Annotated in this window: 9 protein-coding genes, 2 tRNA genes, 1 pseudogene and 1 riboswitch; of the genes and pseudogenes, 4 read left to right on the top strand and 8 right to left on the bottom strand. The window is 73.8% G+C overall.

The window, feature by feature from the left end:
* The first annotated feature begins 122 nt into the window (after positions 1–122).
* From lhgO to ACI2LW_RS12590, 3 genes are all read left to right on the top strand, one after another.
* Positions 123–1,346, top strand: a complete 1,224-nt coding sequence (gene lhgO, locus ACI2LW_RS12600; protein WP_404731160.1) for an L-2-hydroxyglutarate oxidase — start codon at positions 123–125, stop codon at positions 1,344–1,346.
* Between the two features lie 101 nt (positions 1,347–1,447).
* Entirely contained in the window at positions 1,448–2,326 is an 879-nt protein-coding gene (trmB, locus tag ACI2LW_RS12595; RefSeq protein WP_404731159.1) for a tRNA (guanosine(46)-N7)-methyltransferase TrmB, read from the top strand.
* Positions 2,327–2,402: 76 nt separating this feature from the next.
* Positions 2,403–3,905, top strand: a complete 1,503-nt coding sequence (locus tag ACI2LW_RS12590) for a PrsW family intramembrane metalloprotease (RefSeq protein WP_404731158.1) — start codon at positions 2,403–2,405, stop codon at positions 3,903–3,905.
* 8 nt (positions 3,906–3,913) lie between these two features.
* Here the strand turns inward: ACI2LW_RS12590 and ACI2LW_RS12585 are convergent, their stop codons facing one another.
* From ACI2LW_RS12585 to ACI2LW_RS12565, 5 genes are all read right to left on the bottom strand, one after another.
* Positions 3,914–4,858: an aldo/keto reductase gene (locus ACI2LW_RS12585; RefSeq protein ID WP_404731157.1), complete on the bottom strand. Its 945-nt coding sequence runs from the start codon at positions 4,856–4,858 to the stop codon at positions 3,914–3,916.
* A gap of 144 nt (positions 4,859–5,002) precedes the next feature.
* On the bottom strand, positions 5,003–6,037 hold the full coding sequence (locus ACI2LW_RS12580) for a M23 family metallopeptidase (protein WP_404731156.1): 1,035 nt from the start codon (positions 6,035–6,037) through the stop codon (positions 5,003–5,005).
* Positions 6,038–6,048: 11 nt separating this feature from the next.
* A riboswitch (cyclic di-AMP (ydaO/yuaA leader) is annotated at positions 6,049–6,206 on the bottom strand.
* A 264-nt stretch (positions 6,207–6,470) separates the two neighbouring features.
* Complete coding sequence (locus ACI2LW_RS12575; RefSeq protein WP_404731181.1) at positions 6,471–7,652, bottom strand: PP2C family protein-serine/threonine phosphatase; 1,182 nt, start codon at positions 7,650–7,652, stop codon at positions 6,471–6,473.
* Between the two features lie 577 nt (positions 7,653–8,229).
* Positions 8,230–8,303: transfer RNA gene (locus ACI2LW_RS12570), tRNA-Met, on the bottom strand.
* 112 nt (positions 8,304–8,415) lie between these two features.
* Positions 8,416–9,546: a dihydrofolate reductase family protein gene (locus ACI2LW_RS12565; RefSeq protein ID WP_404731155.1), complete on the bottom strand. Its 1,131-nt coding sequence runs from the start codon at positions 9,544–9,546 to the stop codon at positions 8,416–8,418.
* Positions 9,547–9,619: 73 nt separating this feature from the next.
* Between ACI2LW_RS12565 and ACI2LW_RS12560 the strand changes: the two are divergent.
* A pseudogene (locus ACI2LW_RS12560) lies at positions 9,620–9,805 on the top strand (MarR family transcriptional regulator); the annotation flags it as partial.
* Positions 9,806–9,908: 103 nt separating this feature from the next.
* Here ACI2LW_RS12560 and ACI2LW_RS12555 read toward each other — a convergent pair.
* The 3 genes from ACI2LW_RS12555 to ACI2LW_RS12545 form a co-directional block, all read right to left on the bottom strand.
* A tRNA-Lys gene (locus tag ACI2LW_RS12555) sits at positions 9,909–9,981 on the bottom strand.
* Between the two features lie 193 nt (positions 9,982–10,174).
* Entirely contained in the window at positions 10,175–11,740 is a 1,566-nt protein-coding gene (locus ACI2LW_RS12550; RefSeq protein WP_404731154.1) for an amino acid permease, read from the bottom strand.
* Positions 11,741–11,862: 122 nt separating this feature from the next.
* Positions 11,863–14,073: a DEAD/DEAH box helicase gene (locus tag ACI2LW_RS12545; protein WP_404731153.1), complete on the bottom strand. Its 2,211-nt coding sequence runs from the start codon at positions 14,071–14,073 to the stop codon at positions 11,863–11,865.
* Between the last annotated feature and the right edge of the window lie 93 nt (positions 14,074–14,166).

Genomic DNA, 14,166 nt, shown 5'->3' with positions numbered 1-14,166 from the left:
CCTGGCCCGGGTCCCTGGCGGCCCGGGTCCCTGGTCCGTGCCCGGCCGCGGCGGACCCCGCTCCCGTACGGCCCCCGGTTCGAAGGCATTGTCAGTGGTGCGGTGCACTATCGAAGCGGGAGGTGGGGCAGGTGCGGCCAGGATTCGCTCACGACTGTGACGTGCTGGTGATCGGAGGCGGGATCGTCGGTCTGGCGACGGCCTACGCGATCACGCGCGCCGCGCCGGGCACACGCGTGACCGTCCTGGAGAAGGAACCGGGCCCGGCCCGGCACCAGACCGGCCGCAACAGCGGTGTCATCCACAGCGGGATCTACTACCGGCCCGGCTCCCTCAAGGCTCGGTACGCGGTGCGGGGCGCCGCCGAGATGGTCAAGTTCTGCGCCGAGTCCGGCATCGCGCACGCCGTCACCGGCAAGCTGATCGTCGCCACCGGCCGCGCGGAGCTGCCCCGGCTGCACGCCCTGGTGCAGCGCGGCCGGGAGAACGGCATCCCGGTGCGGGAGCTGTGCGCCGCCCAGATCGCGGAGTACGAGCCGGAGGTGCGCGGACTGGCCGCGATCCACGTGGGGACGACGGGCGTGTGCGACTTCGCGGGCGTCGCCCGGCACCTCGCGGACGCCTCGGGCGCCGAGATCCGGTACGGGGCGCGGGTCGTCCGGGTGGACCGGCGGCCGGAGCGGGGGGTGGCCGTCCGCACGGCGCGCGGCGACGTCGTCCGCGCACGCGTGCTGGTGAACTGCGCGGGGCTGCACTGCGACGAGGTGGCGCGGCTGACCGGGGACGACCCCGGCATGCGGATCCTGCCCTTCCGGGGGGAGTACTACGAGCTGGCCCGGCCGGAGCTGGTGCGGGGGCTGGTGTATCCGGTGCCGGACCCGGCGTTCCCGTTCCTCGGTGTGCATCTCACCCGGGGGATCGACCAAGAGGTGCACGTCGGCCCCAACGCGGTGCCCGCCCTGGCCCGCGAGGGGTACGGCTGGGGGGTGGTGAGACCCCGGGAGCTGGCGGGGACACTCGGCTGGCCGGGGTCGTGGCGGATGGCCCGGCGGCACTGGCGGTACGGGGCGGGGGAGCTGCGGCGGTCGCTGTCCAGGACGGCGTTCACGGAGGCCGTGCGCAGGCTGCTGCCCGCGGTGGAGGAGCGGGACCTGGTGCCGGCGGCGGCGGGTGTACGGGCACAGGCCGTGCTGCGGGACGGGACCCTGGTGGACGACTTCCTGATCCGGGAGGGGGCCCGGACCGTGCACGTGCTGAACGCGCCGTCCCCGGCGGCGACGGCCTCCCTGCCCATCGGACGGGAGGTGGCACGCCGGGCGCTGACGGCCCTGTCGTCGGCAGGGTGACGGACGAGGCCGACGAGGCCCGTCCGACGGCGGCCGTACGGCGGCGGCCGCCCCGGCGTCCCGGCCGGCCGTGCCGCGGGCGCCGTAAAATCGACACCACTGTGGCTGACTCCGTGAACACCCCCGACGCTCCCCGCTCCCTGCGCACCCCCGCCCCCGGCGTGTCCTTGCGGCAGCCGAGGGACAAGGGGGAGCCGATGTTCCCCGACGGGCCGAAGGCCGATCCCGCCGGGTCGCACTTCGAGCGGCGGATCCGGAGCTTCCAGCCGCGCCGCAGCCGGGTCACCGCCGGGCAGGCGGAGGCGCTGCGGCGGCTGTGGCCCAAGTGGGGGCTGGACATCGACGGGCAGCGGGTGATCGACCTCGCCGAGCTGTTCGGGAACACCAACCCCGTCGTGCTGGAGATCGGCTTCGGCATGGGCGAGGCCACCGCGCAGATGGCCGGCGCGGACCCGGACACCAACATCCTCGCCGTCGACGTGCACACCCCCGGCCAGGGCAATCTGCTGAACCTCGCCGACCGCGACGGCCTGCACAACGTCCGGGTCGGCAACGGCGACGCCATCATCCTGCTCCGCGAGATGCTGGCGCCCGACTCCCTCGACGGGCTGCGCGTCTACTTCCCCGACCCCTGGCCCAAGAAGCGCCACCACAAGCGGCGGCTGATCCAGCCGGAGTTCCTGACGCTGGCCGCCACCCGTCTGCGTCCGGGCGCGATCGTGCACTGCGCCACGGACTGGGAGCCGTACGCCGAACAGATGCTCGAAGTGCTGACCGCGCACCCGGACTTCGAGAACACCCTGCCCCACGGCGGTTTCGCGCCGCGTCCCGCCTTCCGGCCGCTGACCCGTTTCGAGGGCCAGGGACTGGACAAGGGACATGTGGTGAACGATCTGCTCTTCCGTCGCGTACAGCACGAGGAGCAGCACCCCCAGCAACCGACAGACCAGCCCCCCACCGAGCGCCCCGACCGCGGCTGACGGGTCCTCATCCCGAGTTCCGCCCGTGGTGCGGGCCCCGTCGCGGGCGGCGCCCTCCCTCGTTAGGGTCAATGCCGTGGCCACCTGTCCCCCGTACCCGACGCATCCCAGCGGTTCCACCGGCGGCCGGGGACGGCATCCGCACTGGTGGCAGCGGCGATGGGTGCGCTACGGCGCCCTCGTCACCCTGCTGGGGCTGTCCGGGCTGGTCATCCTGGCCCTGGTGCGCCGGCAGACCGGCACCGAGGGCTTCCTGGTGGGGCTGGGCCTGGCCGTGCTGCCCGTGCCGCTGCTGACGGCGGCGTTCCGCTGGCTGGACCGGGTCGAGCCGAGCCCCTGGCGGAACCTGCTGTTCGCGTTCGCCTGGGGCGCCTGCGCGGCGGCGCTGATAGCGATCGTCGCCAACAGTTTCGCCACCCACTGGATAGCCACGGCGACCGCCGACCCGTCCGGCGCGGACACCCTGGGCGCGACCGTGATAGCCCCGGTCGTGGAGGAGTCCGCGAAGGCCGCCGCCGTCCTGCTGATCTTCCTCTTCCGCAGACGCGACTTCACCGGCATCGTCGACGGGGTCGTCGTCGCCGGGGTCACCGCCACCGGCTTCGCGTTCACCGAGAACATCCTCTATCTCGGGACCGCCTTCGGCACCGACCAGCTCAGCGGGGGCAGCGGCATCGCCTCGGTGACCGCGGCGACCTTCTTCGTGCGCGTGATCATGTCGCCGTTCGCCCACCCCCTGTTCACCGTCCTGACCGGCCTCGGCTTCGGCGCGGCCGCGCTGTCCGCGGAGCGCCAGCGTCTGCGGCGGGTGCTGCTGCCGCCGGCCGGGCTGCTGCTCGCCATGGGCATGCACGCCCTGTGGAACGGCTCGTCGGCCTTCGGCGAGTTCGGCTTCTTCGCGGTCTACGGCGCGTTCATGGTGCCCGCCTTCGGGCTGCTGACCTGGCTGGCGATCTGGACCCGGCAGCGCGAGCTGCGGACCGTGCGCGAGGAGCTGCCCGCCTACGCGGCGGCCGGCTGGCTGACACCGGCCGAACCGTTCGCCCTGGGCTCCATGCGGGCCCGCAGGCTGGCCCGGGAGCACGCCGGACGGCACCTGGGCAGGCCGGCGGCGCGCACCGTCGCCCAGTACGAGGCGTACGCCACCTCGCTCGCGTTCCTGCGGCACCGCGGTCGCCGCGGGCGGGCCGGCGCCGACTTCGTCGTACGGGAGCAGGAGCTGCTGAACGAGCTGTGGCGCAGACGGGAGACCGCCCGGCCCGCGCTGGAGCACGCGGCGCGGCTGACGGCCCCGCCGGTGCGGATGGTCCCGCCGCCGTGGCCGGCGCACGGCCCGTACGGCATCCCCGGAGCGCCGCAGCCGGCCTACGGCTACCCCGGGGCGCCGCAGCCCCTGTACGGGACCGCCCCCGCGCCGCGGCCCCCGTACGGCCCCTACCAGCAGCAGCCGGGCCCTCCCCCGCGCCCGCAGCAGCCGCCGGTCCCACGGCCCGGGCCGCCGCCCCGGCCGCGGGACCCCCACCCCGGGGGCGCGTGGCAGGACCCCCCGTACGGCCCCCTGTACAACCCGTACCGCTGAGGCCCGCCTCAGGCGGACGCCCGGGTCAGCAGCTCGAGTTCCTCCTCGGTGAGCCGCAGGTCGGCGAGCGCGAGCAGCGCCGGGAGCTGGTCCACCGTGCGCGCCGAGGCGATCGGGGCAACCACCGTCGGCCGGGCCGCGAGCCAGGCCAGCGCCACGGTGGCGACCTCGGCGTCGTGCGCCCGGGCGACCTCGTCGAGGGCGGCGAGGACCTTCCGGCCGCGCTCGGTTTCGAGGTGCTTGGCGGCCCCCTGGGCGCGGGCGCTGTCCACCGTGGCGCCGGGCCGGTACTTGCCGGTGAGGAAGCCGGAGGCGAGCGCGTAGTACGGGACGGCGGCGAGCCCGGCCCGCTCGGCGAGGTTCCGCAGCGGGCCCTCGTAGGTGTCGCGGGAGACGAGGTTGTAGTGCGGCTGGAGCGCCACGTACCGGGCGAGGCCCTCGCGCTCGGAGAAGTCCAGTGACGCCCGGAGGCGCTCGGCGGAGATGTTGGAGGCGGCGACGTGCCGCACCTTGCCGGCCCGCACCAGTTCGTCGAGGGCGCCGATGATCTCCTCGACCGGCACTTCGGGCTTGTCGAAGTGGGTGTAGTACAGATCGATGTGGTCGGTGCCCAGGCGCCTGAGGGAGGCGTCCGCGGCGGCCCTGATGTTGGCGGCGGTCAGCCCCTGGTAGTCGGGGTGCTGGCTGACCTTGGTGGCGATGACGACGTCGGAGCGGTTGCCGCGCGCCCTCATCCACTCACCGATGATCGTCTCGGACTCGCCGCCCTTGTTGCCCTCGGCCCACGCCGAGTAGGAGTCGGCGGTGTCGACGAAGTTGCCTCCGGCCGCGGTATAGGCGTCCAGGACGGCGAAGGACTGCTCCCGGTCGGCGGTCCAGCCGAAGACGTTGCCGCCGAGGGCGAGCGGGAACACCTCGAGGTCGGATGCGCCCAGCTTGCGTAGTGAGGTCATGTTCAAGGTCAACACACCCGCCGGAGGGGCCCATTCCGGTCGGGGCGCGTCCGGCCGCAAAGACTGCGCAAAAGCCGGCCACCCGGGGACGAGGAGGACGGGGAGGACGAGGAGGACGGGGAGGCGGGGTGGGCCGGGTGGGCCTCAGGGGGTGAGGCCCTTGCCGCGCAGCCACGCCATGGGGTCGACGCCGGTGGCCTGGCCGCCCGGGTGGACCTCCAGGTGCAGGTGCGGGCCGGTGACGTTGCCGGTGGCACCCACACGGCCGATGACCTCGCCCGTGGTCACCTTCTGGCCGACGCTGACGCTGATCGAGGACTGGTGGCAGAACCACAGCTCGGTGCCGTCGTCGAGGGTGAGGATCGTGCGGTAGCCGTAGGAGCCGGCCCAGCCGGCCTCGGTGATGGTGCCGCTGTGGATCGCCTTGATGAGGGTGCCGGTGGGCGCGGCGAAGTCCAGGCCGGTGTGGTAGCCGGAGGACCACATGGAGCCGGCCTCGCCGAAGGTGGAGGTGAGGGTGTACGAGGAGGTCGGCAGCGTGTACTGCTTGGCGAGCTCGGCCAGCCGGGCGGCCTCCTGCTTCCGCCTGGCCTCCTCCTCCGCCTTCTTCTTCGCGGCGGCGGCCTTGGCCTCGGCCTCCTTCTGCGCCTTGGCGGCGGCCTCCTCGGCCCGCTTGGCGGCGGCGGCCTCGGCGGCCGCCTCGGCCTTGGCGTCGCTCTGCACCTGCTGCTGCGCGGCCTGGGCCATGATGCGGTCGCGCAGCGCCTCGCCCGCGTCGGAGGTGCCCTGGGCGGTGTCGGCGGTGGTCACGCCGACGCTGCTGAGCGCCGTCGCGGACCCCTGCGTCTCGGCGTCGTGGGAGTCGTCGAAGAGGGTGCCGACGGAGGGCAGGTCCGGCATCGAAATGGACACCGGCGGCTTGCCCGTGTTGGCGCTGGCCATGCCGCCCGCGCCGACGGCGGCTATGACGCCGACACCGAGGACGGTGGAGCTGCGGGCGAGCCCGCCGCCGCGCTGCTTGCTGACGCGGTGCCGGCCGCGCGCCGGGCGGAGGGAGTCCTCGGTGGGGTTCCACTCCTCCCAGGGCCCCTCGTCGGCGCGCCGGGCGCCGTAGCCGAAGGTCTCGGTGCGCTGACTCGGCACGAACGGGGCTTCTGGGGCAGGCCGGTTGGACGCCACGCGGGCGTGCTCCTTTCCTTCCGTTTCGCCTACCGGGTTAGCTGACGGGTTCGGAGCAGGAAGGTCTCCTACGCGCGTCAACCTGCCGTGCCGTCACGGCGGATGACGCCCGATTCACCCCAATTCGGTGGTTCCCCGGCTCCCTTGCGGGATTCGACGCGTGCGCACGGAGCCGCCTCTTGTGACGGCTGGGACGACCGCGCTGCGTTATCGAACGTTAATAGACCCGGGGTGCCGATTCCAAGCCGTTCGCCTTGATCATTAAACCTTTTTGGCCAGGACTTAGGGGCCGCGAGCGGCGAAAACCGGGCGAGTTGACAGGAATTCAACAGTGTCCGAGGCCGTCCGCGGCCCCGCCGGGGCGGCTCAGGACATGACGGTGTGTCAGTTGTTATGCGGAGCGAGACCGTCCGGTCACTCATCGTGACGGTGATCACGGCCGTCGTACGGCGAGCAGCGCCATGTCGTCGGTCATGCCGCCGCCGGAGTGCCGGCGCACTTCCGTCGCGACCGCGGCGACGAGGGCGTGGGGGTCGCGGAGGGTCCGTCCGGCCAGGCGCCGCTCGGGGTCGTAGAAGCGGCCGCGCGCGTCCCGGGCCTCGGACACGCCGTCGGTGTGCAGGAGCAGCGTGGCCCCGGCGGGGAAACCCGTCTCCTCGGCGCGGTCGGGCCAGGCGCCCAGGTCGCCCATGCCGAGCGGCAGCGCGGGGTCGGCCGCGAGCAGGGTGCGCAGGGCGCCGTCGGCGTGCAGCAGCAGCGGCGGTGGATGCCCGCGGTTGACGATCCGCACCGTCTGCCCCTCGCGCGGGATCTCGGCGAGGACCGCGGTGGTGAACCCCTCGACGGCGTCGGCCTCCTCGCGCCGGGCCCCCTCGCGGGCCAGCGCGCGCTCCAGCCGCTGCGCCACCGCCTCCAGCGTGGTCTCCTGCTCGGCGGCCTCCCGGAACGCCCCGATGAGCACGGCGACGGTGGCCACCGCCTCCATCCCCTTGCCGCGCACGTCCCCGACGACGAGCCGGACGCCGTAGGGGGTCTCCTGCACCGCGTACAGATCCCCGCCGATGAACGCGTCCGCCTGCGCCGCCTCGTAGCGGGCCGCGACGTCCAGCCCGCCGATCCGCCCCGCGGGCTCGGGCAGCACCGCGCGCTGTGCCGCCTCGGCGATCTCCCGGGCCGAGGCGAGCCGGGCGTCCCTGCGCCGCACCAGCAGATTGATCAGCACGGCGAGGACGGCGACCGTCGCGACCGTGGCCGGTTCGGTGACCGCCTCCAGGCGCCATCCGGCTCCGGGCCGCACCTGCGGAACGAGCGCCCCGGCCACGGCCGCGGCTCCGGTGAGCACGGTGCCCCGCCGGGACAGCAGGGGCGCGGCGACCAGGGGCGCCGCCGTGAACAGGGGGGCCGCGGTGAGATGGGCCGGGGTGAGGCGGTCGCAGCACAGGGCGGCGAGCAGCAGGAGCGCGGGGAGCGCGCGCAGGCAGGCGCGAGCGCGGGACGTCCACCGCACCCGGCGACCACCGGACCGGGCCGGGGCGGTAGCCGGGGGCGGAGCGCCCGCCAGGGCCGGGGCGGTAGCCGGGGCAGGACCGCCGGCCCGTGCCGCGGCGTCCGCCAGGGCCGGAGCGCCCGCCTGGGCCTCGGCATCCGCCAGGGACGAGGCACCTGCCTGGGCCGCGGCGTCCGCCACGGCCGGGACAGGAGCCGGCGCGACGGCGGGCGCGGAGGCGGCCCGGCCGCCGGACGCGGAAGCGGGTCGTTCGCCGGGCCCGGAAGCAGGTCGTCCGCCGGGCCGGGCGAGCGGCGGTGGGCCCGTGGGGGCGAGCTCCCCGGGCGGGCAGGGGCCGCCGGCCGTCTCCGGGCAGGGGACGGGCGGGTCGTCGAGGGTTCCGAGGCCGTAGGGCTGCTCCTGTCCTGTGAGGTCGTACGGCTCCTCGCCCATCACCTCTGCAGGCCGCACCGCTTGTCTCCCGCCACACATGTCCCACACATGTTCATGTCGCTTTCCGCGGTCCAGGTTTCCCGGAGCGGGTGCGGGGAGCGAGCCGGTGTGGGCCGTTGGGATGACACGGTGTGACGAGGAACACGTCCCAGCACGCTGATCCGCGGCCCGGAACGGCGCCGTACGGGCCGACGGCCACCGGAAAAGCACTCAGGGCCGGAATCCTCGATGGATTCCGGCCCTGAGCCTTCAGTAGCGGGGACAGGATTTGAACCTGCGACCTCTGGGTTATGAGCCCAGCGAGCTACCGAGCTGCTCCACCCCGCGTCGTTGTGTCTTCAGTGTACGCCATGAGCGGGACGGAATGCACGTTCATGATCGCCCGACCCGCAACGGACCCGTCACGGCCCCGTCCGGGCGCCGCCCGGGACGCCTCCGCTCACCCGAGCAGGTGCCGGTTCGGCGCCTTCGCCCGCTCCGCGAAACCGGGCAGTACGACGACCCGCGCGCCCTCGGCCGTCAGCACCCCGCTGCCGTCGGCCCCCTCGACGAACGTGTCCGGTTCCCGCCAGGCCATGACCACACGGCGTACCCCCGCGTCGAGAATCAGCCGGGCGCACGGGTGCGGCCGGGAGGCGCGTCGGGCGCACGGTTCGAGGCTGCTGTACACCGTGGCGTCCGCCAGCCGCGGATCGGCGGGGTCGATCTTCGCCAGCGCCGCCTCCTCGGCGTGCACGGCCGGGTCGCCGGCCTCCCGCGAGTAGCCGCGCGCCAGTTCGGTGCCGTCGGCGGCGACGACCACCGCGCCGACGCTGAAGGCGGTGCGCGAGGGCGGGCACCGCTCGGCCAGCTCGCAGGCGATGCGCAGCCAGTGCCGGTCCGCGGGGACGGCGAGGTCCCCGTGGCCGGGAGCCGTCGGTTCGTAGCGCATCAGGACGACGTCCTCGATGGCCCGGCTCTCCACCAGCCGCAGCCGGCCGCCCTGATAGGCGCCGGGCCCGAACAGCCGGGGCGCCTTCGGGTCCCCGACGAGCAGCGGGGCGAGCACGAGCTGCACCTCGTCGGCGAGCTCCTGCTGGAGCAGCTGGGTGTGCACGGTGCCGCCGCCCTCGACCATCAGCCGCCGCACCCCGCGCACGTCGTGCAGGTGCTCCAGCAGGCGCGGCCAGTCGAGCGCGGGGCCCAGCGGCACGATGTCGGCGGCGACACCGGCCTCGCGCAGCCGCCGCGCGCCCCGGTCGGTCGTGTACACGGCCTTGTCGCCGCCCGTGTGCCAGAAGTGAGCCCGCGGGTCCAGCTCCCCGGAGGCGCTGACCGTGACCTTCAGCGGGTACTCGGGCCGTCCGGCGGCGGTCCGGGCGGCGCGGCGCTCGGCGGAGTTGACCAGCAGCCGGGGATTGTCGGCCCGGACGGTGCCGGCGCCGACCAGGATCGCGTCGACCGAGGCCCGCACCTCGTCGACCCGGTCGAAGTCGGCGGGACCGGAGAGCAGCAGGCGCTCGGGGCCGGTGTCGTCCAGGTAGCCGTCGAGGGAGACGGCGGCGGACAGCAGGACGTACGGACGGGGCATCGGCGCGCTTTCTGTCACTGGAAGTCTGTCGCTGGATTCTGTCGCCGGAACGGACCGGGCAACTTGGTTCACGTACTACTCCATCCTGTCGGTTCTCTCCGAGACCGAGAGGCGCAGCCTGCGCATGACCGGCCCGGCCGAGCGGCTGAAGATCACGCGCAGCCGGCTCACGTACGCGGTGACCCGGCTGGAGAAGGACGGCCTGCTCCGGCGCGAGGGCTGCCCGTCCGACCGGTGGGGCAGCATCGCGTTCCTCACGCCCTGCCGCGCGAGCCGGCCCGGAAACGGCCCGGAAGCGACCCGGATATGACAGAACCCCCGTCCGACCAGGTCGGCGGGGGTCCCGACCCCGACGGGTCCGGTAGGCCCTGTGGGACTCGAACCCACAACCAATGGATTAAAAGTCCACTGCTCTGCCAATTGAGCTAAGGGCCCAGGCGATGTTGCCTCCCCGAGCATAGCCAAAGGAGACCGCGTCGTAGATCGGGTATCGGGGTGCCGGGCCGGAAGTCGTGCCGTCGGAGGGGTGGTCGGAGGGATGCACGGGCGTGCGGGTGGCCCGGTGCGGGGCCGTGCGGGCGGGTGCCGTCGAGGTGCAGGGGGGGGCAGGGGCGCGGGTGCCCGCGGGTCAGGGATCGGCCGGTTCGGGGGTGCCGGCGCGGGCGGCCGCGCGGGCGCGGGTGCGTTCGTGGGACGGGTCGAGGAACCAGTGGCGGGCCGAGGCGAACCACCAGGTGGCGGCGAAGCCGAGGACGACCAGGACGGCGGCCGGGGCGTAGTTGAAGGTCTCCGGGGTGACCGGCGAGACCTGGGGCAGCATGAACAGGATGGTGATCGCGCCCACCCAGCCCACCGCCAGCACGCCGACCGTCCGCGACCAGCGGCCGAGGTGCCAGGGACCGCGTTCGAAGTCGTCGCCCCGGCGCACGCGCAGCAGGGTCGGGATGACGTAGGCGATGTACAGGCCGATCACCGCGATCGACGTCACGGCCGCGTACGCGGTCACGTTGATCAGGTAGGGCAGGCCGAGCGCCAGGGCGCCCAGGGCGGCCAGCCACACCGCGGCAACGGGCGTACGGGTACGGGGGCTGACCCGCTGCCAGACGTCCGAGAAGGGCAGCGCGCCGTCGCGGGAGAAGGCGTAGATCATGCGGCTGTTGGCCGTGACCGAGGCCATGCCGCAGAACAGCTGGGCGCCGATCACCACGAGCAGCAGCAGTTTGCCCGCACTGGCGCCGAGGGCGTCCAGGAGGATCTGGGCGGGCGGCGCGCCGGTCGGGGAGGTGAGCGCCCGGTCGTAGGACTGGATGGCGAAGGTGAAGCCGAGCAGCAGCACGAAGCCGGCGATCCAGGACGTCCAGATGGAGCGGACGATCCCCCTGGGGCCGGCCGTGGCCGCGTCGTGGGTCTCCTCGGTCATATGGGCCGAGGCGTCGTAGCCGGTGAAGGTGTATTGGGCCATCAGCAGGCCGAGCAGGACGACGTAGACCCCGTTGCCCCAGCCGGTGTTGTCGACGAACTTCGTGAACACGAAGGACACCGGCTGGTGGTGGTCGGGCACGAGGGCCAGCGCGCCGACGATCACCGCGACGCCCAGGACGTGCCACCACACGCTGACGCTGTTGAGGAAGGCGACGATGCGCACGCCGAAGGTGTTCAGCAGGCCGTGCAGCAGCAGGATCGCCGAGAACAGCAGGATCGTGCGGCCCGGGGTGACCTGGAAGCCGAACTGGAGGTTCAGGTAGGCCCCGAGGAAGGAGGCGGCGCCGAAGTCGATGCCGGCGGTCACCGCCACCTGGCCCAGCACGTTGAACCAGCCCGTGAACCAGGCCCAGGCGGCGGCCGAGCGCGGCGGGGCCAGCCGGTGGGCCCAGAAGTACAGGCCCGCGGAGGTCGGGTAGGCCGAGCAGATCTCGGCCATGGACAGCCCGACGAGCAGCGTCATCAGGCCGACGCCCACCCAGCCCCAGGTGATGACGGCGGGGCCGCCGGTGTTCATCCCGAAGAGGTAGAGGGTCAGGCAGCCGGACAGGACGGAGATGATCGTGAAGGAGACCGCGTAGTTGGCGAAGGCGGACATGCGGCGGGCGAGGACCTGGGTGTAGCCGAGCTGGGCCAGCCGTTCCTCGTCCGAGGGTGCACCGCTCGCACGTTCTCCGGGCGTGTACTCCCCGGCGTCGTCTTCTTTTGTCATGCCCCCAGCATTTCCCTCACCGAGAGGGTGACATGCGTCACTTCACGAACGGGTGGGAGGACGCGAAGGGCCCCGCACGACAGCTGTCGTGCGGGGCCCTTTCAGAACCGCGTCACCCGGCGTCAGCCGTTGCGCTTCCAGCGCGGCTTGTCCTCGCGGCGGCCGAAGGAGCCGCCGGTGCCGCGGTGGTCGTCGCGACGGCCGTACGGGCGCTCGTGGCCGCTGAAGCGGGCGCCGGGGCGGTCGCCCTGGCGGTCCCGGTTGAACGGGCGGTCGCTGCCGCGGTGCCCGCCGCGCTCGTCGCGCCGCGCGGGGCGGTCGTCACGGCGGAAGCCGCCGCGCTCGTCCCGGCGGTCGAAGGAACGGGGAGCACGGTCCCGGTCCCGGTCCCGGTCGCGGTCGCGGTTGAAGCCGCCGCGGTCGTCGCGCCGGTCGAAGGAACGGCCGCCACGGTCACCGCGCTCGCCCCGGTCGTCACGGCGGAAGCCGCCCCGGTCGTCGCGCCGGTCGAAGGAACGGCCGCCACGGTCACCACGGTCACCGCGGTCGTCACGGCGGAAGCCGCCCCGGTCTCCGCGGTCGCCCCGGTCGAAGGAACGGTCGCGGTCCCGGTCGCGGTTGAAGCCGCCGCGGTCGTCGCGCCGGTCGAAGGAACGGCCGCCACGGTCACGGTCGCGGTCGAACGAGCGGTCCCGGTCGAACGAGCGGTCGCGGTCGAAGCCACGGTCGCGGTCGAAGGAACGCCCGCCCCGCTCGTCCCGCCGCTCCCGGCGGTCGTACGACGACGAGGCCGCCGTACGCTCCTCACGCTCGGCCCGCTCGGCGCGGTCCACGTCCTGGGCCGCCGGCTGCTCGGGCACCGAGACCTCGGCGGCCCGTGCGGCCGGCGTCCCGGTCCCGTCCACCGCCTCGGAGTCCTCGACCGGAACGGTCTCGCCGCGCTCGCGGGCGGCCCGGGCGATCAGCCGGTCGGCGTCCTCGCGCAGCTCGGCCGCGCGCCGCTGCGCCCGCTCCAGCTGCTTGGTGAGGTGCGCGACCTCGCGCTCGGCCTGCTGCGCGGCGTTCTCCGCGGACTCGGCCTGGACCTCGGTCATCGACCGGGCGCCGGTGATCTCGGCGACCTCGGGGTCGAAGGCCGCGCCGCCCTGGATGATGTGGCGCGAGGCGTCGACGCCGGCGTCCTCCATGAGCCGGAAGATCTGCCGCCGCTGGTGGGGCAGGGACAGCGAGACCACGGTTCCGGTGCGCCCGGCGCGCGCCGTGCGGCCCGCCCGGTGCAGGTAGTCCTTGTGGTCGCCGGCCGGGTCGACGTTCAGCACCAGGTCGATCCCGTCGACGTGGATGCCGCGTGCCGCCACGTCCGTGGCGACCAGGACGTTGACGTAGCCGTCCTTGAAGTCGGCCAGGGTGCGGGTGCGGGCGCCCTGGGTCATGCCGCCGTGCAGCGCGTCGGCCTTCACGCCGGCGTCGCGCAGCTGCTCGGCGACGCGGTCGGCGCCGAGCTGGGTGCGGACGAAGATGATGGTGCGGCCCTTGCGGGAGGCGATGGCCGCGGTGACCGGCGCCTTGTCCTTGGGCTTCACGATCAGGATGTGGTGCGACATGGTCGTCACCGCGCCCTGCGCCGCGTCGACCTCGTGCGAGACGGGGTCGGTGAGGTAGCGGTCGACGAGGGTCTTGATCTCGTTCTCCATGGTCGCGGAGAACAGCATCCGCTGGCCGCCCGCCGGGACCTGGTCCAGCAGCTCGGTGACCTCGGGCATGAAGCCCAGGTCGGACATCTGGTCGGCCTCGTCCAGGACGGCGATCCGCACGTCCTCCAGGGAGCAGGCGCCGCGGTTGATGATGTCGCGCAGCCGGCCGGGCGTGGCGACGAGGACGTCGACGCCCCTTTCCAGGGCGTAGATCTGGTTGCCCATCGAGGTGCCGCCGCAGACGACCTTCATCTTCAGGCCGAGGACGTCGCCGTACGGCTGGAGCGCGTCGGCGACCTGCATGGCCAGCTCACGGGTGGGCGTGAGGATGACGGCGCGCGGCCGGTGCTTCTCGGTGCGGCCGCCGGCCAGCGTGGCCAGGGTGGGCAGGCCGAAGGAGAGGGTCTTGCCGGAGCCGGTGCGGCCACGGCCGAGGATGTCCTTCCCGGCCAGGGCGTCCGGGATGGTCGCGGCCTGGATGGGGAAGGGGACCGTCACGCCGTTCTGCGCGAGCTTGCGCACGACGCCTTCGGGGAGGCCGAGGTCGGCGAAGGTGACCTGGGGAGCCTCGGGGCTCGTGGTCTCCTGCGCGTCGCCGTTCTCGGGCACGACGGCGTGATCAGTACTGACAATGGACATGCGAATGCGAAACCTTCCGGAGTCTCGTCGGCACGCGCCCGTCAACTCCGTGTTTCGCACCACGACCGCCTCGATGCGGTCCGCCACGGCAAG

Origin of the sequence: Streptomyces sp. NPDC004065, assembly GCF_044903565.1 — a bacterium.
In the GTDB taxonomy this organism is placed as follows: domain Bacteria; phylum Actinomycetota; class Actinomycetes; order Streptomycetales; family Streptomycetaceae; genus Streptomyces.
Note: the sequence above shows the minus strand (reverse complement) of the source record. Positions and strands in the feature narration are given on the sequence as shown.

Coding starts and splice junctions, on each gene's coding strand:
- ACI2LW_RS12565 (WP_404731155.1), bottom strand. CDS start 9,546: ATGCCCCGTCCGTACGTCCTGCTGTCCGCCGCCGTCTCCCTCGACGGC.
- ACI2LW_RS12585 (WP_404731157.1), bottom strand. CDS start 4,858: ATGACCTCACTACGCAAGCTGGGCGCATCCGACCTCGAGGTGTTCCCG.
- ACI2LW_RS12545 (WP_404731153.1), bottom strand. CDS start 14,073: ATGTCCATTGTCAGTACTGATCACGCCGTCGTGCCCGAGAACGGCGAC.
- ACI2LW_RS12550 (WP_404731154.1), bottom strand. CDS start 11,740: ATGACAAAAGAAGACGACGCCGGGGAGTACACGCCCGGAGAACGTGCG.